Annotated in this window: 24 protein-coding genes; 8 read left to right on the top strand and 16 right to left on the bottom strand. The window is 73.3% G+C overall.

Going from position 1 to position 25690, the window contains the following annotated elements:
• The first annotated feature begins 217 nt into the window (after positions 1–217).
• Positions 218–1180, top strand: coding sequence for a hypothetical protein (locus ACWERV_RS30835; protein ID WP_452939297.1), 963 nt, complete (start codon positions 218–220; stop codon positions 1178–1180).
• A gap of 75 nt (positions 1181–1255) precedes the next feature.
• Positions 1256–1888: a TIGR03085 family metal-binding protein gene (locus ACWERV_RS30830; RefSeq protein WP_398187166.1), complete on the top strand. Its 633-nt coding sequence runs from the start codon at positions 1256–1258 to the stop codon at positions 1886–1888.
• Between the two features lie 12 nt (positions 1889–1900).
• On the opposite strand, the gene ACWERV_RS30825 is transcribed toward ACWERV_RS30830, so the two are convergent.
• Together ACWERV_RS30825 and ACWERV_RS30820 are read right to left on the bottom strand one after the other, a co-directional pair.
• Positions 1901–3142, bottom strand: a complete 1242-nt coding sequence (locus ACWERV_RS30825; protein ID WP_452939295.1) for an MFS transporter — start codon at positions 3140–3142, stop codon at positions 1901–1903.
• Positions 3143–3184: 42 nt separating this feature from the next.
• Positions 3185–3760, bottom strand: coding sequence for a helix-turn-helix domain-containing protein (locus ACWERV_RS30820; protein WP_452939340.1), 576 nt, complete (start codon positions 3758–3760; stop codon positions 3185–3187).
• 150 nt (positions 3761–3910) lie between these two features.
• Here ACWERV_RS30820 and ACWERV_RS30815 point away from each other — a divergent pair, with 150 nt between their 5' ends.
• Positions 3911–4501, top strand: a complete 591-nt coding sequence (locus ACWERV_RS30815) for an O-methyltransferase (protein ID WP_452939293.1) — start codon at positions 3911–3913, stop codon at positions 4499–4501.
• Positions 4502–4507: 6 nt separating this feature from the next.
• Here the strand turns inward: ACWERV_RS30815 and hisF are convergent, their stop codons facing one another.
• The 8 genes from hisF to hisD all read right to left on the bottom strand — a co-directional run bounded on the left by hisF (position 4508) and on the right by hisD (position 10328).
• Positions 4508–5266 (bottom strand): imidazole glycerol phosphate synthase subunit HisF, encoded by a 759-nt coding sequence (gene hisF / locus ACWERV_RS30810; RefSeq protein WP_398187157.1) that lies wholly within the window; start codon positions 5264–5266, stop codon positions 4508–4510.
• The gene (locus ACWERV_RS30805; protein WP_452939290.1) at positions 5263–5703 is read right to left on the bottom strand and encodes a Rid family hydrolase; all 441 of its coding nucleotides are present in this window, start codon (positions 5701–5703) and stop codon (positions 5263–5265) included. The genes hisF and ACWERV_RS30805 overlap by 4 nt, the downstream gene beginning before the upstream one ends.
• Positions 5700–6434: a bifunctional 1-(5-phosphoribosyl)-5-((5-phosphoribosylamino)methylideneamino)imidazole-4-carboxamide isomerase/phosphoribosylanthranilate isomerase PriA gene (gene priA, locus ACWERV_RS30800; protein ID WP_398187151.1), complete on the bottom strand. Its 735-nt coding sequence runs from the start codon at positions 6432–6434 to the stop codon at positions 5700–5702. Before priA ends, ACWERV_RS30805 begins: the two co-directional genes overlap by 4 nt.
• 67 nt (positions 6435–6501) lie before the next feature.
• Complete coding sequence (gene hisH / locus ACWERV_RS30795) at positions 6502–7137, bottom strand: imidazole glycerol phosphate synthase subunit HisH (protein ID WP_452939287.1); 636 nt, start codon at positions 7135–7137, stop codon at positions 6502–6504.
• An 11-nt stretch (positions 7138–7148) separates the two neighbouring features.
• Positions 7149–7301, bottom strand: coding sequence for a hypothetical protein (locus ACWERV_RS30790; RefSeq protein WP_398187145.1), 153 nt, complete (start codon positions 7299–7301; stop codon positions 7149–7151).
• Between the two features lie 2 nt (positions 7302–7303).
• Complete coding sequence (gene hisB / locus ACWERV_RS30785; protein WP_398187632.1) at positions 7304–7897, bottom strand: imidazoleglycerol-phosphate dehydratase HisB; 594 nt, start codon at positions 7895–7897, stop codon at positions 7304–7306.
• 14 nt (positions 7898–7911) lie between these two features.
• Positions 7912–9018 (bottom strand): histidinol-phosphate transaminase, encoded by a 1107-nt coding sequence (locus ACWERV_RS30780; RefSeq protein WP_398187142.1) that lies wholly within the window; start codon positions 9016–9018, stop codon positions 7912–7914.
• The gene (hisD, locus tag ACWERV_RS30775; protein WP_398187139.1) at positions 9015–10328 is read right to left on the bottom strand and encodes a histidinol dehydrogenase; all 1314 of its coding nucleotides are present in this window, start codon (positions 10326–10328) and stop codon (positions 9015–9017) included. The genes ACWERV_RS30780 and hisD overlap by 4 nt, the downstream gene beginning before the upstream one ends.
• Before the next feature lie 254 nt (positions 10329–10582).
• Here hisD and ACWERV_RS30770 point away from each other — a divergent pair, with 254 nt between their 5' ends.
• On the top strand, positions 10583–12106 hold the full coding sequence (locus ACWERV_RS30770; protein WP_452939337.1) for an oxidoreductase: 1524 nt from the start codon (positions 10583–10585) through the stop codon (positions 12104–12106).
• A 26-nt stretch (positions 12107–12132) separates the two neighbouring features.
• On the opposite strand, the gene ACWERV_RS30765 is transcribed toward ACWERV_RS30770, so the two are convergent.
• Complete coding sequence (locus ACWERV_RS30765; protein ID WP_452939283.1) at positions 12133–14682, bottom strand: ATP-dependent Clp protease ATP-binding subunit; 2550 nt, start codon at positions 14680–14682, stop codon at positions 12133–12135.
• A gap of 325 nt (positions 14683–15007) precedes the next feature.
• Here ACWERV_RS30765 and ACWERV_RS30760 point away from each other — a divergent pair, with 325 nt between their 5' ends.
• Complete coding sequence (locus ACWERV_RS30760) at positions 15008–15730, top strand: LON peptidase substrate-binding domain-containing protein (RefSeq protein ID WP_398187626.1); 723 nt, start codon at positions 15008–15010, stop codon at positions 15728–15730.
• Between the two features lie 7 nt (positions 15731–15737).
• Positions 15738–16241 carry a Cys-tRNA(Pro) deacylase gene (gene ybaK / locus ACWERV_RS30755; protein ID WP_452939280.1) on the top strand — a complete coding sequence of 168 codons (504 nt, stop codon included), beginning with the start codon at positions 15738–15740 and terminating at the stop codon, positions 16239–16241.
• 288 nt (positions 16242–16529) lie between these two features.
• Here the strand turns inward: ybaK and ACWERV_RS30750 are convergent, their stop codons facing one another.
• From ACWERV_RS30750 to ACWERV_RS30735, 4 genes are all read right to left on the bottom strand, one after another.
• Complete coding sequence (locus ACWERV_RS30750; protein ID WP_452939277.1) at positions 16530–17216, bottom strand: hypothetical protein; 687 nt, start codon at positions 17214–17216, stop codon at positions 16530–16532.
• 34 nt (positions 17217–17250) lie between these two features.
• Complete coding sequence (locus tag ACWERV_RS30745; RefSeq protein WP_398187127.1) at positions 17251–18066, bottom strand: ABC transporter permease; 816 nt, start codon at positions 18064–18066, stop codon at positions 17251–17253.
• A gap of 58 nt (positions 18067–18124) precedes the next feature.
• On the bottom strand, positions 18125–19159 hold the full coding sequence (locus tag ACWERV_RS30740) for an ABC transporter ATP-binding protein (RefSeq protein ID WP_452939274.1): 1035 nt from the start codon (positions 19157–19159) through the stop codon (positions 18125–18127).
• A gap of 391 nt (positions 19160–19550) precedes the next feature.
• A complete protein-coding gene (locus ACWERV_RS30735; protein WP_452939271.1) occupies positions 19551–20804 on the bottom strand; it encodes an NYN domain-containing protein in 1254 nt (417 codons plus the stop codon).
• 281 nt (positions 20805–21085) lie between these two features.
• Here ACWERV_RS30735 and ACWERV_RS30730 point away from each other — a divergent pair, with 281 nt between their 5' ends.
• Positions 21086–21259, top strand: coding sequence for a hypothetical protein (locus ACWERV_RS30730; RefSeq protein ID WP_398187118.1), 174 nt, complete (start codon positions 21086–21088; stop codon positions 21257–21259).
• Positions 21260–21375: 116 nt separating this feature from the next.
• On the opposite strand, the gene dnaE is transcribed toward ACWERV_RS30730, so the two are convergent.
• On the bottom strand, positions 21376–24927 hold the full coding sequence (gene dnaE / locus ACWERV_RS30725) for a DNA polymerase III subunit alpha (protein ID WP_452939268.1): 3552 nt from the start codon (positions 24925–24927) through the stop codon (positions 21376–21378).
• A gap of 164 nt (positions 24928–25091) precedes the next feature.
• Here dnaE and ACWERV_RS30720 point away from each other — a divergent pair.
• A partial coding sequence (locus ACWERV_RS30720) for a hypothetical protein (protein WP_452939265.1) occupies positions 25092–25690 on the top strand: 599 nt, incomplete at its 3' end.

Raw genomic sequence — 25690 nt, 5'->3', positions numbered from 1 at the left:
TGTCCGGATGCCGGACCGGCTCCTTCCGTGGTACGCGCCCGGGTCCCTCCGCGGCGGCCGGGGCACACCGGGCGCGGCCGGATCCGTGCTCCCGGACGGGCCGGGAATGCGCACACCGATACCAATAACCGGCAAAGGGGATAAGCGGATTGACTGTAGCCAAGCTGTCGCGGGGTTGTTACTCGCGACCCTCACCCGTATGGGGCATCCTTCGTGCATGGGTTTTCCACCACCGCCTCCGCACAACGGCCCGCAGCCGCCCCCCGACCAGGGCGGCGGCTTTGGCCCGCCTCAGGGTTTCGGCCCGCCCCCGCCCCCGCCCCCTCCTCCGAACGACGGTTACGGCTATCCGCAGCAGGGCGGCGGTTTTGGACCGCCCGGACCTCCCGGACCCCCGGCCCCTCCCGGCGGCGGCTACGGCTACCCCGGTGACGGCGGTTACGGCGGCCCCCCGCAGGGCGGCGGCTACGGCGGCCCTCCGCAGGGCGGCGGTTTCGGCCAGGGCGGTTACGGGCCGGGCGGCTTCCCGCCGCCGCCCCCGCCGCCGAACAACAAGAAGCGCAACGTCTGGATAGCCGTCGGCGCGGTCGTGGTCGTCGGCGCGATCATCGGCATCGCGGTCTCCGCGAGCGGCGGTGACGGCGACAAGAAGCCGAGCGCCAAGGACACGACGTCGATATCGATGCCGACCACGACGCGTCTGCCGACCGACATCCCGTCACCGACGTTCAGCCTGCCGACGGACTTCCCCAGCCTGGACCTGCCCACCGACTTCCCGACCGACACCTCGTCCGACGAGCCGGACCCGTCGGCCTCGGACTCCCAGGACATCGCGTACATCGTGGTGGACCCGGGCAAGTGCTTCAACGCCCCGTCGATGACGCACACCATCGACGAGGTCCAGGTGGTGTCCTGCACGACGCCGCACGACGCCCAGTCGGTCGCCACCAAGACGCTGTCCGGGACCTTCGCCTCCGAGCAGGACATCCAGGACAAGGCGTTCGACCTGTGCAAGGCCGACGCCAAGGCGCACGCCCCGGCGGACGGCAAGGAGTACTACGAGTACGTGCTCTACCCGCAGTTGGTGACGTACGAGATCCAGGGCCGCAAGACGGTCACCTGCGCGCTCAGCATCAACGACGGGACCAACGGCAAGAAGCTCACCAAGAAGCTGAAGTGACGCGGAGCGGGTGAACAACGCGTCCCCGGGCGCGAGGAGCGGGCGGGAGCGGCGCCGGGGTTCTAACCTGGCGCCATGACGACCCATGCGCAGCGTGAACGTCTGCTCCTCGCCGACCTCCTGGAGGCGTCCGGGCCCGACGCGCCCACCCTCTGCGGGAGCTGGACGACCCGGGACCTGGCCGCCCACGTCGTCGTGCGCGAACGCCGCGGCGACGCGGCGGCCGGCCTGGTCGTACCGCGGCTCGCGGACCGGCTCGAAAGGGTGCGCCGCGAGTACGCGGAGCGCCCCTACGCCGAGCTGATCCGGCTCATCAGGACGGGACCGCCGCGGCTGTCGCCGTTCGCCCTCAAGCAGCTGGACGAGGCGTCCAACACCGTGGAGTTCTACGTCCACACCGAGGACGTGCGGCGCGCGCTGCCGGAGTGGACCCCGCGGGAGATCGACCCGGTCTTCGCGGACGCCCTGTGGAAGCGGCTGGAGCGCGCCGCCCGCCTCTTCGGCCGCCGCTCCCCCGTCGGCCTGGTGCTGCGCCGCCCGGACGGCCAGACGGTGGTGGCGCACCGCGGCTCGCCCGTCGTGACCGTCACCGGCGAACCGGCCGAGCTGACGATGTACGCCTTCGGGCGGCAGGCCGTCGCGGACGTCACCGCGGAGGGCGAGGCGGAGGCGGTGGGCAAGGCCGCGGTCGCCGAGCTGGGCGTCTGACGGCCCCCGGGGTCAGCGGAGTTCGGCGGTGCGCACGGCCGGCAGGAAGGCCGTGAACGCGCCGCCGACGGCCGCCAGCAGGGCGCTCGCCAGGAAGACCGGCGAGGGCCCCAGCGCGCCCGAGGCCGCGGCGAAGAGCGGGTAGACCAGCGGGGCCAGGCCGAAACCGGTCAGGCCCATGACCGAGGTGACGCGGCCGAGGTAGCCGGGCTCGGTCGCGGACTGGATGAGCGCGGTCGCGAGCCCCCCGCACACCCCGCAGACCAGCCCGGCGACGCACGCGGTGGCCGCGGCGGCGGCGAGCGACGGCACGATCCCGACGACGCCGAGCGCCGCGCTCCCCGCCAGCAGGGTGACGATCTGCACGGCCCCGGCCCGCCGTATCCGTCCGCGGGTGGCCAGCAGGGCCGCCCCGGCGGCGGCGCCGGCGCCGAACGCGGCGATCACCCAGCCGTAGCCGCTCGCGCCCCAGCCGCGCCGCTCGGCGAGCAGCACCATGCCGACGTTCATCGGACCGGCCAGGCCCAGCTCGCACAGCGCGCCGGACAGCACCAGCGGGCCGACCAGCGGGTGCCGCCGGATGTAGCCGAGCCCGTCGCGCAGCTCCCTGCCCGCGGGCGCGCGGGCGGCGGCGGACGGGCCGGGGGCGATCCGGGTGCCGAGCAGCAGCGGCACGGAGACCGCGAACAGCAGCCCGGCGACCAGGAAGGCCGTGGCCCCGCCGCCCAGGCCCATGGCGAGCCCTCCGGCGGGCGGCCCGGCGACCTGCCCGAGCCGCACCGCCAGCGCGCGCAGGCCCTGGACGCGGACGAGCTGGTCGGTGGTGGTGATCCGCGGCGGCAGCGCGCCGACGGCGGGCATGAACAGCGCGTCCACCACGCCGAAGGCCAGCGCCAGCGCGACCAGCAGCCACAGTCCGGGCGAGGCCGTCGCGAGCCCGGCCGCGGCGGCGAGGATCAGCACGCAGCGCACCGCGTCGCTGCCGATGACCACCCGGCGCGGCCCGAGGCGGTCGGCGAGCACGCCCCCGCCGAGCATGAGCAGCGCCCGCGGCACCGCGCCCGCCGCCATGACGAGGCCGACCTGCGCGGGCGGTACGGCTCTGGCGGCGGCGAACCCGAGGGCGACGAAGTAGACCGAGTCGCCGAGCATCGAGGCGGTGTAGGCGGTGAGCCAGCGCAGCACGTTGCCGTCTCGGTACGCGGGCCGGGCGGCGACGGCGGGCGTCGTGCCGGGTGTCGCGGTCTGGGCCATGGCCGGTCTCCTGACGTCGTGGGGGCCCGGGGCCCGGGTGGCTCAGGGGCGGAAGGGGAAGCCGTACATCTGCACCGCGACGTGCTCGCGGCCCGCGGTCTCCCCGGCCGCCTCGGCGGCCTGGCCGCGGTCGACCCAGCGCTGCATCAGCGCGGTGACCTCGTCGGCCATCTGCTGGAGTTCGGCGGCGGTGAGCAGCGGCATGAACTCCGAGGAGAAGGAGGCGTCCGTCCACTCCCGCGGCCAGGCCGCCTGCTGGTCGAGGAACTGCTCGTAGCGCTCGGCGCGGGTGGCGAGCAGCTGCCGGGTGACCTGGGCGAGGACGGCGGCGCCTTCCGGGCGGTCGGCGAAGTCGGCGCTGCGGAAGGACCAGCCGCGGTCGGTGGAGACCTTCCACCAGCGCTCGCGGCCGTCCGTGCCGTGGCCCGGGTCCTCGGTGATGAAGCCGTGCGCGGCCATCTTCCGCAGGTGGTAGCTGACCAGCGAGACGGCCTCGTCGACCTGGTCGGCGAGGTGGGAGGCGGTGGCGCTGCGGGCGGTGAGGAGGGCCCGGTAGAGGCGGATGCGCAAGGGGTGGGTGAAGACCTTGAGCGCGTCGAGGTCGGTGATCTGGTACATGCCGCCGGTCGTGCCGGGGGTGGTGCTGTCCTGGTCGCTCACCCTGTCGAGACTAGATACGAAAGAAATATTGCACAACTATATTTGCGCAACTTTTCTTTCTCACCTGATCGCGCCCCTCCGCCCCCGGCGGGAGGGCAGGATGCCGCCATGTCTCTCGACGGCACCCGCGCGCACCTCAGCGGACCCGGTGACCTGCCGCCCCTCGTGGAGCGCGCGGCACAGACGGCGACCCGGCTCGGCTTCCCCTACTCCTGCCGCCCCGAGCAGGGCCGGCTGCTGCACGCGCTCGCCGCGGGCGCGCAGCACATCGGCGAGACCGGCACCGGCTGCGGGGTCGGCCTCGCCTGGCTGGTCTCCGGCATGCGCGGCGGCGCCACCGCGGTGAGCGTCGAGCGGGACGCGGGACGCGCGCGGGCCGCGGCGGAGCTGTTCGCGCCGCTCGCGCCCCGGATCACCGTGCGGCAGGACGACTGGACGGCGATCGCCGAGCACGGCCCCTTCGACCTGCTGGTCCTCGACGGCGGCGGCCAGGGCAAGGACGGCGGCCCCGCCGCCGACCCGCTGACCCTGCTGCGCCCCGGCGGCGTCCTGGTCATCGACGACTTCACGCCGTCGGGCGGCGCCCCGGTCGACGACCCGCCGCGCCACCACTGGCTCGACCACCCGGCGCTGCGGACGGTGGAGATCCCGCTCGCGCCCGACCTGTCCACCCTGGTCTGCACGCGGACCGCCCGCTAGCGGCGGCTACCGGACGGGGTGGCCCGCCTCCCGCAGCGCGGACTTGACCTCGGGGATGCGCAGATCGCCGAAGTGGAAGACGGACGCGGCCAGCACCGCGTCCGCGCCCGCCGCGACGGCCGGCGCGAAGTCGTCGAGGCGGCCCGCGCCGCCGGAGGCGATCACCGGCACCGACACCCGGGCGCGGACCGCGGCGATCATCTCGGTGTCGTAGCCGTCCTTGGTGCCGTCGGCGTCCATCGAGTTGAGCAGGATCTCGCCCGCGCCCAGCTCCGCGGCCCGCTCGGCCCACTCGATCGCGTCGATCCCGGTGCCGCGGCGGCCGCCGTGCGTGGTGACCTCGAAGCCCTCGCCGGAGGCGGCGCGCCGGGCGTCGACCGACAGCACGAGCACCTGGCGCCCGAAGCGCTCGGCGATCTCCCGCAGCAGCTCGGGCCGGGCGATGGCCGCGGTGTTGACGCCGACCTTGTCGGCACCGGCCCGCAGCAGCTTGTCGACGTCGTCGGCGCTGCGCACCCCGCCGCCGACGGTGAGCGGGATGAAGACCTGCTCGGCGGTGCGGCGGACCACGTCGTAGGTGGTCTCGCGGTCGCCGGAGGAGGCGGTGATGTCGAGGAAGGTCAGCTCGTCGGCGCCCTGGGCGTCGTACAGGCGGGCCATCTCGACCGGGTCGCCGGCGTCGCGCAGGTTCTGGAAGTTGACGCCCTTGACGACCCGTCCGCCGTCCACGTCGAGGCACGGGATGACGCGTACGGCGAGTGTCATGCGGGGTCTCCTCTGTCTTCTGCGTCCCCCGTGTCCCCTGCCGGGGCGCGGAACGCTTCGATCTCCACTTCCACCAGCACCCGGGAGTCCGTGAAGCCGGCCACCACGAGCATGGTGGCCGCCGGGCGGACCGCGCCGAGCACCTCGGCGTGGGCACGGCCCACGTCGTCGGCGTCCCGGGCGTGGCTCAGGTACAGCCGGGTGCGGACGACGCTGTCCGCGCCCAGGCCGAACGGCTCCAGCGCGGCGAGCGCGTTGCGCAGCGCCAGCAGCGCCTGCTCGTACGGGCTGCCTTCGCCGCGCACCTCGCCGTCCACGACGGGCAGGGTGCCGGACACCAGGACCCTGTCCCCCGCGGCGACGGCGTGCGCGAAACCGTAGGCCTCCTCCAGCGGGTCGCCGGACTGCTCACGCCGTACTGCGGGGTTCGGGGTCATCGCGACACAGCCTCCAGGGCCTCTTCGAGCGTGAACGCCTTCGCGTAGAGCGCCTTTCCCACGATCGCCCCCTCCACTCCCTGCGGGACGAGAGTGGCGAGGGCGCGCAGGTCGTCCAGGCTGCTCACCCCGCCGGACGCGACCACCGGGCGGTCGGTCGCCGCGCACACACCGGACAGCAGCTCCAGGTTGGGGCCCTGGAGCGTGCCGTCCTTGTTGATGTCGGTCACGACGTAGCGGGCGCAGCCCTCGGAGTCCAGCCGGGCCAGCGTCTCGTAGAGGTCGCCGCCGTCGCGCGTCCAGCCGCGGCCGCGCAGCGTGGTGCCGCGCACGTCGAGGCCCACCGCGATCTTGTCGCCGTGCTGCGCGATGACCTTGGCGACCCACTCCGGGGTCTCCAGCGCCGCGGTGCCGAGGTTGACCCGGGTGCAGCCGGTGGCGAGCGCGGCGGCGAGCGTGTCGTCGTCGCGGATGCCGCCGGACAGCTCGACCTTGATGTCCATGCTGCGGGCGACCTCGGCGATCTGCGCCCGGTTGTCGCCGGTGCCGAAGGCCGCGTCCAGATCGACCAGGTGCAGCCACTCGGCGCCCGCGCTCTGCCAGGCGAGCGCGGCGGCCATCGGGTCGCCGTACGACGTCTCGGAGCCGGACTCGCCGTGCACCAGGCGTACGGCCTGGCCGTCGCGGACATCGACGGCGGGGAGCAGTTCGAGCGTGGTCAGCGCGTTCATCGGGGGCGTCCTCGGTGATCGGTGAGCGGTGGGGCGTCGAAAAGGGACCGGGCGGGCTCGCGCGGGCCTAGAAGGTGCCGAGCCAGTTGCGCAGCAGCAGCGCGCCGGCTTCGCCGGACTTCTCCGGGTGGAACTGCGTGGCCCACAGCGGGCCGTTCTCCACCGCGGCGACGAACGGCTCGCCGTGCGTGGACCAGGTCACCTGCGGGCTGCGGATGCGGTCGTTGTGCTCGTCCATCTCCCAGCGGCGCACCGCGTAGGAGTGCACGAAGTAGAAGCGGGCGTCGGCGTCCATCCCGGCGAAGAGCCGGGAGTCCGCGGGGGGCTTGACCGTGTTCCAGCCCATGTGCGGGACGACGGGCGCCCGCAGCGGCTCGACCGTGCCGGGCCACTCGTCCAGGCCCTCGGTCTCCACGCCGTGCTCGATGCCGCGGGCGAAGAGGATCTGCATGCCGACGCAGATGCCCATGACGGGCCGCCCGCCGGCCAGCCGACGGCCCACTATCCAGTCGCCGCGCACCGCCTTCAGCCCGGCCATGCACGCCGCGAAGGCGCCCACACCGGGCACCAGCAGCCCGTCGGCGGCCATCGCCTTGTCGTAGTCGGCGGTGATCTCGACATCGGCCCCGGCGTGCGCGAGGGCGCGCTCGGCGGAACGGATGTTGCCGAAGCCGTAGTCCAGTACGACCACGCTCTTGCTCATGTCCGCCTCCCCTAGAGCTGGAGCAGACCGGTGACGAGAGCCATCACCGATCCGATGGCCAGCAGCGCGATCAGCGACTTGGACTGCTTCTGCTGCCAGAACGAGTACACCCCGCCGGCGAGGAAGAGTCCCAGCAGGATGAAGAGGGTCGATCCCTTGTTCACGGCTACAGCGCGCCCTTCGTCGACGGCAGGATTCCCGCCGCCCGCGGGTCACGCTCGCTGGCGTACCGCAGGGCGCGGGCGAGGGCCTTGAACTGGCACTCGACGATGTGGTGCGCGTTGCGCCCGTACGGCACGTGGACGTGCAGCGCGATCTGCGCCTGGGCGACGAACGACTCCAGGATGTGCCGGGTCATCGTGGTGTCGTACGAGCCGATCATCGGCGCCATGTGCTCCGGCTCGGTGTGCACCAGGTACGGGCGGCCGGAGAGGTCCACCGTGACCTGCGCGAGCGACTCGTCGAGCGGGACGGTGCAGTTGCCGAAGCGGTAGATGCCCACCTTGTCGCCGAGCGCCTGCTTGAAGGCGGCGCCGAGCGCGAGGGCGGTGTCCTCGATGGTGTGGTGGGTGTCGATGTGCAGATCGCCCTCGGTCTTGACCGACAGGTCGAACAGCCCGTGCCGGCCGAGCTGGTCGAGCATGTGGTCGTAGAAACCGACGCCGGTGGACACGGACACCTGCCCGGTGCCGTCCAGGTCGATCTCGACGACCACCGAGGTCTCCTTGGTGGTGCGCTCGATACGGCCCACGCGGCTCATGCGCGTCTCCTCCGTCATGCTGTGTGCTCCTTGAAGACCGCGCGCGCCGCGTCCAGGAACGCGTCGTTCTCCGCGGGGGTGCCGACCGACACGCGCAGCCGCCCCGGCACCGAGAGGTCCCGGACCAGCACGCCGTGCGCGAGGATCGCCTCCCACGCGGCGCGGTTGTCGGCGAAGACGCCGAACTGCACGAAGTTCGCGTCCGACGCGGTCACGTCGTATCCGGTCGCGACCAGCTCGCGGACGATCCGGTCGCGCTCGGTCTTGAGCTGCTCGACGTAGCCGAGCAGGGTGTCGGTGTGCTCCAGCGCCGCCAGCGCGGTGGCCTGGGTGACGGCCGACAGGTGGTAGGGCAGCCGGACCAGCTGCACCGCGTCCACCACCGCCGGGTCGGCGGCGAGGTAGCCCAGGCGCAGCCCGGCGGCACCGAAGGCCTTGGACATGGTGCGGGTCAGCACCAGGTTCGGGCGGCCCTCGACGAGCGGCAGCAGCGACGGCTGGTGCGAGAACTCGCCGTACGCCTCGTCGATCACGACCAGCGACGGGCCCTGGCCTTGCGCCGCGTCGTACAGCGCGACGACGGTGTCGGCGGAGACGGCCGTGCCGGTCGGGTTGTTGGGCGAGCACACGAACACCACCTCGGGGCGGCGCTCGGTGATCTCCGCGACGGCGGCGGCCAGGTCGATCGTGAAGTCGTCGTGCCGCGGCCCGGAGATCCAGCCGGTGCCGGTGCCGCGGGAGATCAGCGCGTGCATCGAGTACGACGGCTCGAAGCCGATCGCCCGGCGGCCGGGGCCGCCGAAGGTCTGCAGCAGCTGCTGGATGATCTCGTTGGAGCCGTTGGCCGCCCACACCTGCTCCGCGGTGACCGGGTGGCCCGCGGTCCGGGTGAGGTAGGCGGCGAGCGCGGTGCGCAGCTCGACCGCGTCCCGGTCCGGGTAGCGGTTGAGGCCGCGCGCGGCCTCGGCGACCCGCTCGGCGATCCGGGCCACGAGGGCGTCCGGCAGCGGATACGGGTTCTCGTTGGTGTTGAGCCGCACGGGCACGTCGAGCTGCGGGGCGCCGTACGGGGACTTGCCGCGCAGCTCCTCGCGGATGGGCAGGTCGTCGATGCGGGTCACTGCTCGGCCCCTCCGAACCTGATCTGCACCGCGGCGCCGTGCGCCGGCAGGTCCTCGGCTTCGGCGAGCGTCACGACGTGCCCGGCGACCTCGGCGAGGGCCTCGCGGGAGTAGTCGACGACGTGGATGCCGCGCAGGAAGGACTGCACGGACAGGCCCGAGGAGTGGCAGGCGCAGCCGCCGGTGGGCAGCACGTGGTTGGAGCCCGCGCAGTAGTCGCCGAGCGAGACGGGGGCGTGCGGGCCGACGAAGACCGCGCCCGCGTTGCGCACCCGGGCGGCGACGGCGGCCGCGTCCCGGGTCTGGATCTCCAGGTGCTCGGCGGCGTACGCGTCGACCACCTCCAGGCCCTGGTCGAGGGTGTCGACGAGCACGGTGGCGGACTGCCGCCCGGACAGCGCCGCGGTGATCCGCTCGCGGTGCCTGGCGGCCGCGACCTGGACGTCCAGCTCCTTGTCGACCGCGTCGGCCAGCTCCGCGGAGGTGCTGACCAGCACCGCGGCGGCCAGCGGGTCGTGCTCGGCCTGGCTGATCAGGTCGGCGGCGACGAAGGCGGGGTCCGCGGAGTCGTCGGCGAGGACCGCGATCTCGGTGGGCCCGGCCTCGGCGTCGATGCCGATCCGGCCCTTGAGCAGGCGCTTGGCGGCGGCCACGTAGATGTTGCCGGGGCCGGTGACCAGGTCCACCGGGCGGCAGTCCTCGGTGCCGTACGCGAACATCGCGACGGCCTGGGCGCCACCGGCCGCGTACACCTCGGTGACGCCGAGCAGCGCGCACGCCGCCAGGATCGTGGGGTGCGGCAGACCGCCGAACTCCTTCTGCGCGGGCGAGGCCACCGCGATGCCCTCGACCCCGGCCTCCTGCGCCGGCACCACGTTCATGACCACGGAGGACGGATAGACGGCCAGACCACCGGGCACGTACAGCCCGACCCGCCGCACCGGCACCCACCGCTCGGTGACCGTGCCGCCGGGCACGACCTGCGTCATGACGTCCGTACGGCGCTGCTCGCGGTGCACCAGCCGGGCCCGCCGGATCGACTCCTCCAGGGCCGCGCGCACCGCCGGGTCCAGCTCCGTGAGGGCGTCCGCGAGCGCCTGCCCCGGCACCCGCAGCGAGGCGGGGCGCACCCCGTCGAAGCGCTCCCCGAAGTCGAGCACCGCCGCCGAGCCACGATGCCGCACGTCGTCGCAGATGGGCCGCACAGCCTCAAGGGCGGCCTCGACGTCGAAGTCGGCACGGGGCAGCAGGTCGCGGTCGATCCCGCCCTCGGGGAAGGCGGCGCCGCGCAGATCGATTCGGGAGATCACGCTGCCAAGTGTAGAGACCCGGACACGCGCCCCGGTCGCGCCATCCACTCCGTGATACGAGCCGTCCCGCCCCGGCCCGGCGGAAACCCGCACCGCGGCCCGGCCGGTCCGCCCGGCCGGACCTCGCGAAACGGTGAACCTTCCGGCCCGCGGCGCTAGCGTGAGCGGCATCGGGCTACGGGGAGGGGACGCCGGTGAGTGACGCTGCGCGCGGGGCGGCGGCGCCGTCGGACTGGACGGCGGTCGAGCAGCGCATGTGGGAGGCCTTCCGGCACGGCCGCACCCTGGACCTGCGCACCGGCGACACCGCCGAGGACGACCCGCTGGACGGCCCCGCGTGGGGCGCCGACCGGACGGTACGCGGCCAGGTCGTCGCCGAGCTGCTGCTCGCCGGGCCGCCCGCCGCTCCCGGGCGGGTCGCCGCGCTCAAGCTCGCCGGGGTACGGATCAGCGGGCGGCTGATGCTGTCGGGCGCCACCGTCACCCCGTACGTCCAGCTCGACGACTGCCGCTTCGACGAGCACCTGATGCTCCAGGAGTGCCAGGCCGGCAGCATGCGGCTGGTGCGCTGCCTCATACCCCGCCTGGAGGCCGCCCGGCTGCAGATCACCGGCGACCTGCACCTGCCGCAGTGCCGCATCGCCGGGGGCGTGCGGCTCACCGACGCGCACATCGGCACCGACCTGCTGCTCAACGACGTCACCGTCCGCCCCGGCCGCGCCGCGCGGGCCGTCGCCGCCGACGGGCTCATCGTCGGACAGGACCTGGACGCCGAACTCATCGACGTCACCGGCGAACTGAGCCTGCGCAGCGCCCGCGTCGGCGGCCGGCTCAGCCTGCGCGGCGCCACCCTGCGCAACCCCGGCGGACGGCAGGCCCTCAACGCCGCCCGCATCACCGTCGAGCACACCCTCTACCTGTCCGGCGGCCGCCACACCGTCCCCGGCTCCGCCCCCTCGGCCCCGCCCGCCCCGGACGCCGAGATCCGCGACTTCACCTGCCACGGCGGCCTGCGCCTGGACGACGGACGGTTCGGCAACGCCCTCGTCATCTCCCGCGCCCGCTTCCTGACCACCACCGCGGAGCAGCAGGTCTCGCTGCGCCGCATCCAGACCCCCGAACTGTGCTGGCGGCTGCACCGGGCCCCGAACTGCACCGTCGTCGTCTCCGGCACCGTCGGCAAGCTCAACGACATCCCCCGCGCCTGGCCCGGCCCCGGCCGGGTGCGTATGACGAGCTTCACGTACGACACCCTCACCCCGCTCGCCGAATTCCCGCTGGCCGACCGGCTGGAATGGCTCCAGGCCGCCACCCCCGAATTCCGCCCCGAACCCTACGAACGGCTCGCCACCGCCCTGCGCGCCGCCGGCGAGGACGCCGAGGCCCGCGAGGTGCTGCTGGCCCGCCAGCGCCGCCGCCGCGAGACGCTGCCGCTCGCCGGACGCGTCTGGGGCTGGGTCCAGGACGTGACGGTCGGCTACGGCTACCGGCCCGGCCGCGCCGCGGTCTGGATGGCCCTGCTGTGGGCCCTCGGCGCGGTGTACTTCGCCCTCCACCCCACCCCGCAGCCCGCCGACGCGGGCGGCTACCGCCCTCACTGGAGCCCCGCGCTCTACGCCCTGGACCTCCTCCTCCCCGTCATCGACCTCGGCCAGGACAACGCCTGGCGCGAAGTGGGCTTCGCCCAGTGGGTGGCGTCCGGCCTCACCCTTCTCGGCTGGATGCTCGCCACGACCGCCGCCGCGGGCGCCACCCGCCTCCTGCGCCGCAGCGCATGACCGCTCCGCGGGGCGCGGTCTGAGGGTCAGGAGGGGGCGGGGGTCTGCTGGGGGGTGAAGGTCAGGCGGTCGTCGGGCGCGTCGACCGTGACGCGGCCACCTTCGCGGACGCGACCGTCGAGGAGGAGACGGGACAACTGGTTGTCCACCTCCCGCTGGATCGTGCGGCGCAGCGGCCTCGCCCCGTACTCCGGCTGGTAGCCGTGCCGCGCGAGCCAGTCCACCGCGGCCACGGTGAAGTCCACCTCCACGCCCTGCGCCCGCATGAGCCGCCGGGTCTGCTCCAGCAGCAGGTCGGTGATCCGCCGCAGCTGCGGCTCGTCGAGCTGCCGGAAGACGACGATCTCGTCGATCCGGTTGAGGAACTCGGGCCGGAAGTGCTCCCGCAGCGGCCGCAGGATCTGCTCGCGGCGGGCCTCCTCGTCGGCGTCGGCGCCACCGGAGCCGAAGCCGATGCCCGCGCCCCGCCGGGCGATCGCGTCGGAGCCGAGGTTGCTGGTCATGACGATGACGGTGTTGGTGAAGTCCACCGTGCGGCCCTGGGAGTCGGTGAGCCGCCCGTCGTCGAGGACCTGGAGCAGGATGTTGAAGACGTCCGGGTGCGCCTTCTCGACCTCGTCGAGCAGCAGCAGCGAGTACGGGTGCCGCCGTACGACCTCGGTGAGCTGCCCGGCCTCCTCGTGGCCGACGTATCCGGGCGGGGCGCCGACCAGCCGGCTGACGGTGTGCCGCTCCTGGTACTCGCTCATGTCGAGCCGCACCATCCGGTCCTCCTCGCCGAACAGCGCCTCGGCGAGCGCGCGGGCCAGCTCGGTCTTGCCGACGCCGGTCGGGCCGAGGAAGAGGAAGCTGCCGATGGGGCGGTGCGGGCTGCCGAGTCCGGCGCGCGAGCGCAGCACCGCGTCGGCGACGACGGCGACCGCCTCGTCCTGGCCGACGACCCGCTGGTGCAGGTGCTGTTCCAGGCCGAGCAGCCGGTCCTTCTCCTCCTGCGTGATGCTGCTCACGGGGATGCCGGTCTGCCGTGAGACGACCTCGGCGATCGCCTCGGAGGTGACCTCCAGGTCCTGCCCGTCGTCGGCCCGCCCCTCCTCGCCGGCGTCGTCGATCCGTTTGCGGAGTTCGGCGACCCGGTCGCGCAGCTGCGTGGCGCGCTCGTACTGCTCGGCGGCGACGGCCTGGTCCTTGTCGCGGGCGAGCTGCTCGGCCTCGCGTTCCATCGCCCGCACACCGGTGCCCTTGGTGCGCGAGCGCAGCCGGACGCGGGCGCCCGCCTGGTCGACGAGGTCGATGGCCTTGTCCGGCAGCCGCCGGTCGGTCAGGTAGCGGTCGGACAGCTCGACGGCCGCGTCGAGGGCCTCGTCGGTGTAGCGGACCTGGTGGTGCGCCTCGTAGCGGTCGCGCAGCCCGCGCAGGATCTCCAGCGTGTCGGCGACGGACGGTTCGGGGATCAGGATCGGCTGGAAGCGGCGGGCGAGCGCCGCGTCCTTCTCGATCCGCCGGTACTCCTCCAGCGTGGTGGCGCCCACGATGTGCAGTTCGCCGCGGGCGAGCGCGGGCTTGAGGATGTTCCCGGCGTCCATGCCGCCGCCTTCGCCGCCCCCGCCGCCGCCCGCGCCCACGACGGTGTGCAGCTCGTCGATGAAGATGACCAGCTCGTCGGAATGCGCGCGGATCTCGCCCACGATGGCGTTCATCCGCTCCTCGAAGTCGCCGCGGTAGCGGGTGCCCGCGACGACCGCGGTCAGGTCCAGCGCCACGACCCGGCGGCCGGTGAGGGTGTCGGGCACGTCCCCGTCCGCGATGTGCTGCGCGAGGCCCTCGACGACGGCGGTCTTGCCGACGCCCGCGTCGCCGATCAGCACCGGGTTGTTCTTGCCGCGCCGCGACAGCACCTCGATGGTCTGCTCGATCTCCTGGTCCCGGCCGATGACCGGGTCGATACGGCCCTGCCGCGCCTGGTCGGTGAGGTCCCGCCCGTACTGGTCGAGGGTGGGCGTGCCGGAGGAGCCGCCGCCGGGCCGCCCCTGCGTCCGCACCCCGCCCGCGGGTCCGCCGCCGCCCTGCTCGGAGGGCAGCCCGGAGGCGGCGAGCCGGGCGGCGTTCAGCATGTGCCCGGCGGCCGACTCCGGGTTCGCCGCGAGCGCGCCGAGCAGGTGCTCGGGGCCGATGTACCCGGCGCCGGAGGTCCGCGCCAGCTCGTGGGCGTCCAGCAGTGCGCGCTTGGCCGCGGGGGTCAGCGACAGCGCCGCGGGCCCCGAGTCGTCGGGCTCGTGCGCGGGCCCGGAGCGCTCGTCGATCTGCGAGGCCAGCGCGTCCGGGTCGGCGCCCGCCCGGCTGAGCAGGTCCCGGGTGGGTTCGGCGGCGAGCGCCGCCCGCAGCAGGTGCTCGGTGTCGAGGTCGTGCCGCCCGTGGTCGGCGGCGTACTGCGCGGCGCCCTCCACCAGTTCCCGGGCGGGCCGGCTGAGCAGCCGGCCGATGTCGACCTGCCGGGGGGCGGGCGGACGGCCGCCGAAAAAACGGGCGAAGAAGTCGCCGAACGGGTCGTCCTCGGGTCCCATGAATCCGTTGGTCATCGTGGCTTCCCTCGCTGGCCCGTCACGGGCCCTCGCCGCCGTGACCGACCGGTGCGGCTGCGCGTGCCGCATCCGGCCGGCACCTGACTTCCCGCCGCGTACCCGGGCGGGGCGTCCTCATGCCACGATGACACTCCGGGGCCTTCCCGGCATATCGGGCACGGGCCCGCGGCGGCGTCCGGTACGGTCGGGTCCACCGGCCCGGCGTACGGCCCCCGGCGCCACACCCGCCCCGTCCGTCCACCGCCGCCGCACGCGCGCCGCCGGGACGACGGTCCCGCCGAACAGGGGCGCGCGGGGGCGGCCCGCCGCCGTACGCTGGCTCATTGTGACCGACAGGATTCCGCTCTTCCCCCTGGGCACCACCCTCTTCCCGGGCCTCGTCCTCCCGCTGAACGTCTTCGAGGACCGCTACCGCGCCCTCGTCGCCGATCTGCTGGCCCTGCCGGAAGGCACCCCGCGGAGGTTCGGCGTCGTCGCGATCAGGAACGGCCAGGAGGTCGCGCCCACCGGCCAGGAAGGCCGCGCGACCGGCCCGGCCGCCGGGCTCGGCGCCGAACCCCTCGCCGCACTGCACGGCATCGGCTGCATCGCCGACGCGACCGGCGTCGCCGAGCGCGACGGCGGCGGCTACGAACTGGTCGCCACCGGCCTCATCCGCTTCAAGCTCCTCTCCCTCGACCTGAGCGGGCCCTACCTCTCCGCGGAGATCGAGGAGATCCCCGAGACCACGGGCAGCGGCGCGGGCGCCCTCGCCTCCGAGGTCACCCGGGTCTTCGCCACCTACCAGAAGCGCCTCGCGGGCGCCCGCGAACGCACCCTCGCGCCGGGCCAGGAATTCCCCGACGATCCGACCGTGCTCTCCTACCTGGTGGCCGCCGCGCTCATCGCCGAGACCCCCGTCAAGCAGACGCTGCTGGAGGAGCCGGACTCCGCCGCCCGGCTGGCCGCCGAGCTGAAGCTGCTGCGCCGCGAGACCGCGGTGATCGAGAAACTGCCCTCGCTGCCCGCGGTCGACCTGACCAGCCAGCCGATCAGCGCGAACTGAGGGGACAATGGCGAAGAAACGCAAGGGCGGTCCCGGCGGCGGGACCCCCGCGACCGTCGCGCTGGAGAACGCCGGGGCGGACTTCACGCTGCACGCCTACGCGCACGACCCCGAGTCGGGCCTGTCCTACGGCGAGGAAGCCGCGCACGCGCTCGGGACCAGCCCGGAACGCGTCTTCAAGACCCTGGTCGCCGAGGTCGACGGCACGCTCACCGTCGCCGTGGTGCCTGTCGCCGGGGCGCTCGACCTCAAGGCACTCGCCACGGCGGTCGGCGGCAAGCGCGCGGCGATGGCGGACCCCGCCGCCGCGGAACGTACGACCGGCTACGTACGCGGCGGGATCTCGCCGCTGGGCCAGCGCCGCCCCCTCCGCACAGTGCTGGACGCTTCCGCGCTGGCCTTCCCCACGGTCTTCGTCTCCGCGGGCAAGCGCGGCCTCGAGGTCGAGCTTGCGCCCGCCGTCCTCCTCGCGCTGACCTCCGCGACCCCCGCCCCGGTCGCCCGCGCCTGACCCCCCGTCTTTCCGGTGCGCCTGCGCCGCGGGGCACCCGTTTTTCCGGTACGGCTGCGGTGGGGCAGCCGCCCGCTTCCCGGGTACGGCTGCGGCGCGCAGCACCCGTTTTTCAGGGGCGCGGGGAACTGCGCGCTCAGCCACATACGTGGCGCGGGTCGTCACCGGCCCGAAGGGGCAGTTCGGTCCGTACCGGACCACCGGCCGGTGGTGGGTTGCTCGCGCAGTTCCCCGCGCCCCTAAAAACGGGTGCCCAGCGGGGCACGGCCCCCCGCAGGGGGAAGGGGCCTACTCCTCGTCCGGCGGGGAGGGTGGGGCGGCGGGGCCGGTGGCGGCGGGCGGGCCCGCGGGCGGGGCCCAGTACGGGGTGAAGGGTTTCTCCGGGGGGTGCGGGTCCTCCCGTGGACCGAACGCCGAGGTCAGGAGGAGATGGACGACCATCGCAGCCGCCGGCCAGGCAACGAGCGCGGACTTGGCCCGCAACTCCAGCGGCGCGTCGAAGACCACCTTCGGCCCCACCCGCATCGCATGCGCAGCAATATCCGTGTCGGGCCCGAGCCATACGCCGATGCGCCAGCCGATGACGGACGCGAGCACGCCGCCCGCCGCGAGGCCGAGGACGACGCCGATCCCGCCCTGCCGCCGCCGCCAGAAGACCGCGGCGGCGGTGAGCACGCCGAGGCCCGCGGCGATGAGCGCGAACGTGCCGTCGCCGCCGATCGCCTCCTCGCCCTCGGTGTCCTTGAGGTAGACCGCCTTGCCGTCGGAGATCAGCGGCACGCGTGGCGACAGCCACAGCCACAGCAGGCCGAGCGCGACACCGCAGACGGCGACGAGTACGGCCGTGAGCGCGCCCCTTCCCGCCTCGGCGAGCACCTCTTTCCTGAGGTCGCCGCCCTTGCCCGAGCCGCCGTCCGCGCCCGGGGGGTGCGGCAGCGGCGACGAGTGGTCGTGGGGAGTCAGCGGAGCGGTCACCTGCCCATCGTGCCAGGTCCGTCACCGGGACGCCTCACCGGCAGGCAGCCCTGCGGTAGGCCCAGGTGGCGACGGCCAGCGAGACCACACCGACCCCGGCGCAGACCGAGAGGTCACCGGCGACCGCGGCCCAGTCCGTACCGCCGGCGCCGCCGAGGGTACGGGCGAAGGCCTGCACGCCGTACGTGGACGGCAGCAGGTCGCGCACCCAGCGGATGACCTCGGGCAGGTGCGAGGCGGGCAGCACGCCGAGCAGCAGCGCGGCGGACATGCCGAGCTGGCCGAGCAGCGTGGCGATCTCCTGCCGGGGCGCGAGCAGCCCGAGCGCGGCGCCGAGCCCGGACAGGGCGGCGCCCGCGAGCGGGATGACGACGGCGAGCACCCACACGGTGGTGAGGGTGAGGTGGAAGAGCACGCAGCCGATCACCGCGGTGAGCACGGTGCCGGGCACGGTGAAGGACGCGTACGCCCCGGCGGCGCCGAGCACCACGGACGCGGGCGGTACCGGCAGTGTCGCGTAGTGGTCGAGCCCGCCGGACGCGCGGAGCTGGCCGAAGTACTGGGCGAGCAGGTTGAGCGCGACGAAGGCCACGACCAGCACGCTGGACCCGGCGACGACCGCGCGGGCCGCCTCGCCGTCGCCCGCGTCCACGACCCCGCGCATCATGACCATGATGCCGACGGACTGGAAGGTGGCGACGAACAGCAGCGGGATGCGGGCGACGCGCGCCCGCGACAGCTGCGCCCGGTAGACGGCCGCGAAGGCGGGCCACAGCCGCGCCCGCGGCGCGAGCGGCGCCGCGGCCTCCGCGACCACGGTCCCGGCCTCGTCCCGCGCGATGACGCTCACGCCCGCCCTCCCGTCCCCGCGCACGGTCCCTCGCAGGAGGTCGCGCCGTCATGGCGGGTCATGACTTCACCAGGCCCTTCGCGCGGCCGCCCAGGGCCAGGTAGACGTCTTCGAGGCTCGGGGCCGCCAAGGTGATGTCGTCGAGGGCCGCGTAGGCGGGGCCCGCGGTGAGGTCGGCCATGGTCGCGCGGGCGCGGGCGTGCGGGAGGCGCAGCGTCCAGCGGCGGCCGGAGACGTCGGCGAGCGGCTGGAGCGCGGCGACCGCGGGCAGGTCGAGCGGCGGCTCGGTGCGCCACACCAGGTCGAGCCGCGCCTCGTCCGCGACCAGCGCGCGCAGGCCCGCCGGGGTGTCGCAGGCGATGACCCGGCCGCGGTCGAGAACCGCGACCCGGTCCAGGACGGTCTCGGCCTCGATGACGTTGTGCGTGACCAGCAGCACGGTGGTGCCGCGCTCGGTCCTGCGGCGGCCGACCGCGGCCCACACCGCGCGGCGGGCGACCGGGTCCATGCCGGTGGTCGGCTCGTCGAGGATCAGCACCGGCCGCTCCCCCACGAGCGTCGCGGCGAAGCAGGCGAGGCGGCGCTGACCGCCGGACAGCCGCTTGAGCGGGCGGTCGGCGATCGGACCGAGCTCCAGCTCGTCCAGCACGGCGTCGCGGGCCGCACGGGCCGCGGCCGCGTCCAGGCCGCGCAGCCGCCCGGTCGTCTCGGCGGCGAGCGAGACGGTCAGCTCGTCGAGCGCGGTCGACTCCTGGCCGAGGTAGCCGATGAGCCGGGAGGCACGGTCCGGGTGCCGCACCAGATCGTGGCCGAGGACGTCGATACTCCCCGCGTCCGGCCGCAGCAGCCCCGTCAGCTGCCGCACCAGCGTGGTCTTGCCCGCCCCGTTGGGGCCGAGGATCCCGAACAGCTCGCCGCGGCGCACGTCGAGATCGATCCCGTCACTCGCCCGTACGGCGGCCGTGGCGGCACGACGGCGCGCCCCGGAACCCGCCGGGTAAGTCCTGACCAGACCGCGCACGGTACACACCGCGTCGCGGACCGCGGCTGCCGCGGGGGGCGCCTCGTCCTCCGTGCCCGTCTTCACGAACATCGAGATTACGCGGCGCGAGCGACAACCGCCGCAACGGGGTTGTCCCCACCCACCCCTCAGGCTGCCACTTGCGATGAGCCCCGCCCCCTTCCGCCGGTGGCGAACTTGCCGCGCAGTTCCCCGCGCCCCCAAAAAACGCTCACCCCCACCGGCAGGCAGCCGCCGAACCGTCCCGAAGGGGGACGGTGCGGGGTGCCCCCGCAGGAATGCGCTGTCGGTGGCTCACCGACCAGGTAGGGGGGTGAAGGCGCATTCCGAGGAGGTGCCCCGTGGCGGCACCCGACCCAGCGGCGGCGCCGCGCAAGGGGCGCGAGGAACTGCGCGACCAGCCCCCACCAGCAGAAGGTCGCGCGGCGAACCGCAAGAGGCGCCCCAGAGCGCCAGCTCAAGCTCAAGCCTCAGCCCGCGGCGTCCCCGTACGCGCGTCGACCTCCCGCCAGAACCCCGCCCTGATCGCGTAGCGATCATGCTCGTCGATCTGGTCGTCCTTGTGCGCCAGCAGCCCGAACCGCGCCGCGTACCGCAGCAGCTCGCCGTCGATGCGGTGCGGCACCCGCGGATAGTGCGCGGACAGCTGCTGAAGCTGTCCGGGCTCGCTGATCCGCGCGGTCCACCGCCGTGCGAAGACCTGGCCGACCTCGTAGGGGTCGCCGCTCACCGCGGTGATGTCGGCTTCCCGGTCGGCCCACCGCTGCTCCGCGGTGGTGAGCTGGGCGAGCGTGGGCAGGCCGCTGGTGTCGGGGACGTCGGCGGTGCCGCGGTCGGTCCAGCCCTTGTCGGAGGACCACCGCAGGGTCGCGCTGGGCGCGGGCGGGGGCGGTCCGGTGTGGGCCGCGGGCGGGTGGTGCTTGCCGAAGCCCGCGAGGTCCTTGGGCGTGGGGACACCCTTGCCGGTGCCGTTGCTGCCGCCGGCCCCCGCGGGTGCGGCCCGCGGGTCCTCGTCGTCCGGGTGCTCGGGCGGCGCGGGGCGCGGTTCGGAGGGGCGCGCGGGGGAAGCGGCGGGGTCGGGCAGCGGCGCGGAGAGGATCGCGGCGATCTCGGGGCCGATGTCGGCGCCGAGCCCGCCGTGGCTGGCGCCGACCGGCGGACACACGCCGTCGCGGGCGTGGATGGCCGCGGTGATCCATTCGCGGTCGAGGACGCGGCGCTCGTCGGCCTCGGCGACGAGGTCCTCGGACTGGTTGTAGTCGCCGTCGGCGGCCTGCACGGCCCACAGGTGCACGGCGACGCCGTGCTCCTTCGCGGACATCATGCCGGGCAGCAGGTCGCCGTCGCCGGTGACGAGCACGATGTCGGAGCAGGCCCGGTTGCGGGCCAGCTCGGACAGTTCGGCGTGCATGGCGGCGTCGACGCCCTTCTGCGCCCAGCGGCCGTCCGTACGGGTGAGCGCGCCGAGCCGTACGGTCACCCGGGGCATGACGCGCAGCCTGCGGTGCTCGGGTTGCGGAACGCGGTCGGGCGCCCCGTCGAACCAGTAGATCCGCAGCAGCGGCTGGCCGGTCTCGCGTTCGGCTCTTTCCCGCAGGCCAGCGACGACGGCGGCATGATCGACGACGATCCGGGAACGTGAGGGTTCACCGGCCAGGAGGCTCGCTGCTGCACCCAGCAGATAACCGGCGTCCACCAGGACGACGCAGCGGTCCATATCGCTCCTCTTCCGGTCGCCCCCTCGGCAGTGAATCCCCCCAGGTCCCCCCGAGTCTGCCCGAATGCCGGGGCGTTATGAGCCCGAACGCGATCTTCGGCGTGGCGGTGGGCCGTTTTCCGTCACACGCGGTGCACCCCGAAGCGCCAACTGCCCGAAATGCGCGCTTCGTCCCGGCGTGCAAGTCTGATCTCGGCCGCTCGGCCACGAGCCCCCGGGGCGGCAAGCCCGCAGGGAGGCAGGCCCTTCGGCCGTCATTCCCCTCAGAGGAAGGCACGACAGTGGCGAAGAACCGCAACCAGAACCCGAACCGCCGCTCCCCGCAGCAGGACCCGCAGCGGTCCTCCGCGGAGGCCCAGGAGCAGGGCCGGAGCCCGCAGTCGGAGGAGCACGTGATGCCGGGGACGACCCAGGTGTCGCGCAAGCACCAGCAGAAGCGGTTCGGCCACAACTGAACCTGCCGCGCCGGTAGTACGGCATGACGCGGGGGTGCCCCTCACCCGAGGGGCACCCCCGTCGTGCGTCCGGCCCGGCCCGGGAAGGCGGGGACGGGGCCCGGGACGGGCGGGGTTCAGCCCGCCTGCTGGCCGGACCCCAGGCACGCCGGGCCCAGCAGCGCCTTGAGGTCGCCGAAGAGCGAGGGGTCGGCCGTCACACGGTGCCGGTCCAGCCGCAGCACCGTGGTGGTGCGGGCGCCCTGCAACCGCACCCGTACCTCGGTGTTGCCCTTGTGGCTCTCCAGCACCTCGCCGAGCCGGGCCACCAGCGGCGGGGTGACCTTGACCGTCGGGATGGAGATGTGCACGGGGGCGTTGGCGCCGACGTCGGTGAGGTCGGGGACGGCCAGTTCCATCGCGACCAGCCGCGGGATGTCCTCGCGCTTGTCGAGCCGTCCCTTGACGAAGACGACGGTGTCCTCGACGAGTTGGGTGGACACCAGCTGGTAGGTGGCGGGGAAGAACATGCAGTCCACCGAGCCGCCGAGGTCCTCGACGGTGGCGATGGCCCACGCGTTGCCCTGTTTGGTCATCTTGCGCTGGAGGCCGGAGATGATGCCGCCGATGGTGACGATCGCACCGTCCGCGTAGTCGCCGGCGAGCGCGGAGATCGCCGCGTCGGCCTTGTCGCCGAGGATGTGCTCGATGCCGAACAGCGGGTGGTCGGAGACGTAGAGGCCGAGCATCTCGCGCTCCTGCGCGAGCAGGTAGGTCTTGTCCCACTCGATGTCGGAGAAGACCACGTCCATCCCGAAGGCGGGTCCGTCGTCGCCGCCCTCGTCCATGCCGCCGAAGAGGTCGAACTGCCCCTCGGCCTCCTTGCGTTTGACCTGCACCACGTTGTCGATCATCGGCTCGAAGTGCTCGGTCAGGCCGCGCCGGGTGTGCTCCATGGCGTCGAACGCGCCCGCCTTGATGAGCGACTCGACCGTCCGCTTGTTGCAGACGACCGCCTCGACCTTGTCGAGGAAGTCCGGGAAGGTCGCGTAACGGCCCTTGGACTTGCGGCACTTGACGATGGAGTCGACGACGTTCTGGCCGACGTTGCGGACCGCGGTGAGGCCGAAGACGATCGTGTCGTCGCCGCGCGGGGTGAAGTTGGCGTTGGACTCGTTGACGTCCGGCGGCAGCACCTTGATGCCCATCCGGCGGCACTCGTTGAGGTAGAGCGCCATCTTGTCCTTGTCGTCCTTGACCGAGGTGAGCAGGCCCGCCATGTACTCGGCCGGGTAGTTCGCCTTCAGGTAGGCCGTCCAGTAGGACACCAGGCCGTACGCGGCGGAGTGCGCCTTGTTGAAGGCGTATCCGGCGAAGGGCACCAGCACGTCCCACACGGACTGGATGGCCTGGTCGGAGTAGCCGCGCTCGCGCATGCCCGCCTGGAAGGGGATGAACTCCTTGTCCAGGACCTCCTTCTTCTTCTTGCCCATCGCGCGGCGCAGCAGGTCGGCCTGGCCGAGGGAGTACCCGGCGAGCACCTGGGCGGCCTTCTGCACCTGCTCCTGGTAGACGATCAGCCCGTAGGTGACCTCCAGGACCTCCCGCAGCGGCTCCTCCAGCTCCGGGTGGATGGGGGTGATCTCCTGCTGCTTGTTCTTCCGCAGGGCGTAGTTGATGTGCGAGTTCATGCCCATCGGGCCCGGCCGGTAGAGGGCCGAGACGGCGGAGATGTCCTCGAAGTTGTCGGGCTTCATCATGCGCAGCAGGGCGCGCATGGGTCCGCCGTCGAACTGGAAGACGCCGAGGGTGTCACCGCGGGAGAGCAGCGCGTACGTGTTGGGGTCGTCGAGGGGCAGGGCGAGCAGGTCGATGTCGATGCCCTTGTTGGCCTTGATCGACTTGACCGCGTCGTCCATGATCGTGAGGTTGCGCAGGCCCAGGAAGTCCATCTTCAGCAGGCCGAGCGACTCGCAGCTCGGGTAGTCCCACTGCGTGACGACCGCGCCGTCGTTCTTCGGCGAGAAGATCGGCACGTGGTCGATGAGCGGCTCGGCGGACATGATGACGCCGGCGGCGTGCACACCCATCTGCCGGACCAGGCCCTCGATGCCGCGCGCGGAGTCGATGACCTTCGTCACGTCCGGCTCGTTCTCGTACATCGAGCGGACCTCGCCGGCCTCGCTGTAGCGCGGGTGGTCCTTGTCGGTGATGCCGGACAGCGGGATGCCCTTGCCGAGCACGTCGGCGGGCATCGCCTTGGTGATCCGGTCGCCCATCGAGAAGGGGTAGCCCAGCACCCGGGCGGAGTCCTTGATCGCGGCCTTGGCCTTGATGGTGCCGTAGGTGGCGATCTGGGCGACCTTGTCGGAGCCGTACTTCTCGGTCACGTAGCGGATGACCTCGCCGCGCCGACGCTCGTCGAAGTCGATGTCGACGTCGGGCATGGAGATGCGTTCGGGGTTCAGGAACCGCTCGAAGATCAGGCCGTGCGGGACGGGGTCGAGGTCGGTGATGCCCATCGCGTAGGCGACGATCGAGCCGGCCGCGGAGCCTCGGCCGGGGCCCACGGCGATGCCGTTGTTCTTCGCCCACATGATGAAGTCGGCGACGACGAGGAAGTAGCCGGGGAACCCCATCTGGATGATGGTGTCCATCTCGTACTCGGCGAGCTTCTGCCGGTCCTCGGGGATGCCGCCGGGGAAGCGCCGGGCCATGCCGCGGGCGACCTCCTCACGGAACCAGGTCACCTCGGTGTAGCCCTCGGGCACGTCGAACTTGGGCATCAGGTTCTGGAACTTGAACATGCCCTCGGTGTCGACGCGCTCGGCGATCAGCAGCTGGCTGTTGCGGCAGCCCTCCTGCCAGGCGTCGGACGAGTCGATCGCGTACATCTCGGCGGCCGACTTCAGGTAGTAGCCGGAGCCGTCGAACTTGAAGCGGTCCGGATCCGACATGTTCGAGCCGGTCTGGATGCACAGCAGCGTGTCGTGCGCCGCGGACTCCTGCGCGTACGTGTAATGCGAGTCGTTGGTGACGACGAAGGGCGCCTGCAGCTTCTTGGCGATCTCCTCCAGACCGGCACGGGCCCGGCGGTCGATGTCGATGCCGTGGTCCATGATCTCGACGAAGAAGTTCTCCTTGCCGAAGATGTCCTGGTACTCCCCGGCGGCCTTGACCGCCTCGTCCATCTGCCCGAGCCGGATGCGGGTGGAGATCTCGCCGGACGGGCAGCCGGTGGTGCCCATGAGGCCCTCGGCGTATTCGCTGAGCAGCTCGCGGTCCATCCGGGGCTTGCGGAAGTAGCCCTCGAAGGAGGCGCGGGACTGAGCGCGGAAGAGGTTGTGCAGGCCGGTGTTGTTGCGCGCCCAGATCGTCATGTGGGTGTACGCGCCCGCGCCGGACACGTCGTCGTTCTTCTGGTGCGGGGCGCCCCACTTGACCGGCTTGGCATAGCGGCGCGACTCGGGCGCCAGATACGCCTCGATGCCCAGCACCGGCGTGACCCCGGCGTCCTTGGCCTGGTGGAAGAAGTCGTAGGCGCCGTGCAGGTTCCCGTGGTCGGTGATGGCCACATGGCTCATCCCCATCTCGTTGCACGCCTTGAACATGTCCTTCAGTCGCGCCGCTCCGTCCAGCAGCGAGTACTGGGTGTGGACGTGCAGGTGAGCGAAGGGCTGATCGGTCAAGGCGCGACACCTCCGGCGGGGAACGGACCACCGGGAAACGGTTGTCCGGCGGCGTCGGTGAGTCTACGACCCGGCACCGACAATCCGGGGCCCGCCGCCGGGTCTCCACGGAAGTCCGGCACCTTAGGTCACGCATACAGGTTCCCGTGGCACACTCTGCTCCCATGGAGGAGATACGGCCGCAAGCGCTGCGGGCGCTGAGAGCGCTGCGCGCTGCCGTCTTCGCCGCACTGTGCGTCACCCTCTCCTCCACCTCGCACGTCCTGATGGCCAAGGAACCGCTGCCGCTGCCCGCGGTCGCCGGGGCCTTCGCCACCGCCTTCGGCCTCGCCTATCTCGTCACGGCCCGCCCGGAGTGCGGTTTCTGGGCCCTGGCCGGCCTGATGGTGCCGATGGAACTGGCCCTGGACACCCTGCTGACCACCGGGCAGCAGGCCTGCTACGGGCCGGCCGGCGGGCCCGTGACCGGCTCGTGGCGCTCCTTCAACGAGGCGGTGCTCTGCCACGGCCACGTGGGTCCCGAGCACGCCGCCACCTTCGCCTCCTCGGTCGCGGCCGTCCCGGGCGGTGCCCAGGGCACCGTGGCCGTCGCCTCGGCCGGGGCGCTGCCCTGGCTGCTGCTGGCCCTGCACGTCGCGGCGGGGCTGCTCGCCTCGTTCTGGCTGCGGCGCGGCGAGGCGACGGCCTCGCTCGCCTTCCCCACCGACGTGCTGGCCGACGCGGTGCAGGCCGACGTGTCGGGCGCGGACGCGAAGGCGGCCGT

It is taken from the genome of Streptomyces sp. NPDC004031 (genome assembly GCF_053604375.1).
This window is presented reverse-complemented; position numbering and strand designations above follow the sequence as displayed.

Coding starts and splice junctions, on each gene's coding strand:
- ACWERV_RS30835 (WP_452939297.1), top strand. CDS start 218: ATGGGTTTTCCACCACCGCCTCCGCACAACGGCCCGCAGCCGCCCCCC.
- ACWERV_RS30830 (WP_398187166.1), top strand. CDS start 1,256: ATGACGACCCATGCGCAGCGTGAACGTCTGCTCCTCGCCGACCTCCTG.
- ACWERV_RS30825 (WP_452939295.1), bottom strand. CDS start 3,142: ATGGCCCAGACCGCGACACCCGGCACGACGCCCGCCGTCGCCGCCCGG.
- ACWERV_RS30820 (WP_452939340.1), bottom strand. CDS start 3,760: ATGTACCAGATCACCGACCTCGACGCGCTCAAGGTCTTCACCCACCCC.
- ACWERV_RS30815 (WP_452939293.1), top strand. CDS start 3,911: ATGTCTCTCGACGGCACCCGCGCGCACCTCAGCGGACCCGGTGACCTG.
- hisF (WP_398187157.1), bottom strand. CDS start 5,266: ATGACACTCGCCGTACGCGTCATCCCGTGCCTCGACGTGGACGGCGGA.
- ACWERV_RS30805 (WP_452939290.1), bottom strand. CDS start 5,703: ATGACCCCGAACCCCGCAGTACGGCGTGAGCAGTCCGGCGACCCGCTG.
- priA (WP_398187151.1), bottom strand. CDS start 6,434: ATGAACGCGCTGACCACGCTCGAACTGCTCCCCGCCGTCGATGTCCGC.
- hisH (WP_452939287.1), bottom strand. CDS start 7,137: ATGAGCAAGAGCGTGGTCGTACTGGACTACGGCTTCGGCAACATCCGT.
- hisB (WP_398187632.1), bottom strand. CDS start 7,897: ATGAGCCGCGTGGGCCGTATCGAGCGCACCACCAAGGAGACCTCGGTG.
- ACWERV_RS30770 (WP_452939337.1), top strand. CDS start 10,583: ATGTGGGAGGCCTTCCGGCACGGCCGCACCCTGGACCTGCGCACCGGC.
- ACWERV_RS30765 (WP_452939283.1), bottom strand. CDS start 14,682: ATGACCAACGGATTCATGGGACCCGAGGACGACCCGTTCGGCGACTTC.
- ybaK (WP_452939280.1), top strand. CDS start 15,738: ATGGCGAAGAAACGCAAGGGCGGTCCCGGCGGCGGGACCCCCGCGACC.
- ACWERV_RS30740 (WP_452939274.1), bottom strand. CDS start 19,159: ATGTTCGTGAAGACGGGCACGGAGGACGAGGCGCCCCCCGCGGCAGCC.
- ACWERV_RS30735 (WP_452939271.1), bottom strand. CDS start 20,804: ATGGACCGCTGCGTCGTCCTGGTGGACGCCGGTTATCTGCTGGGTGCA.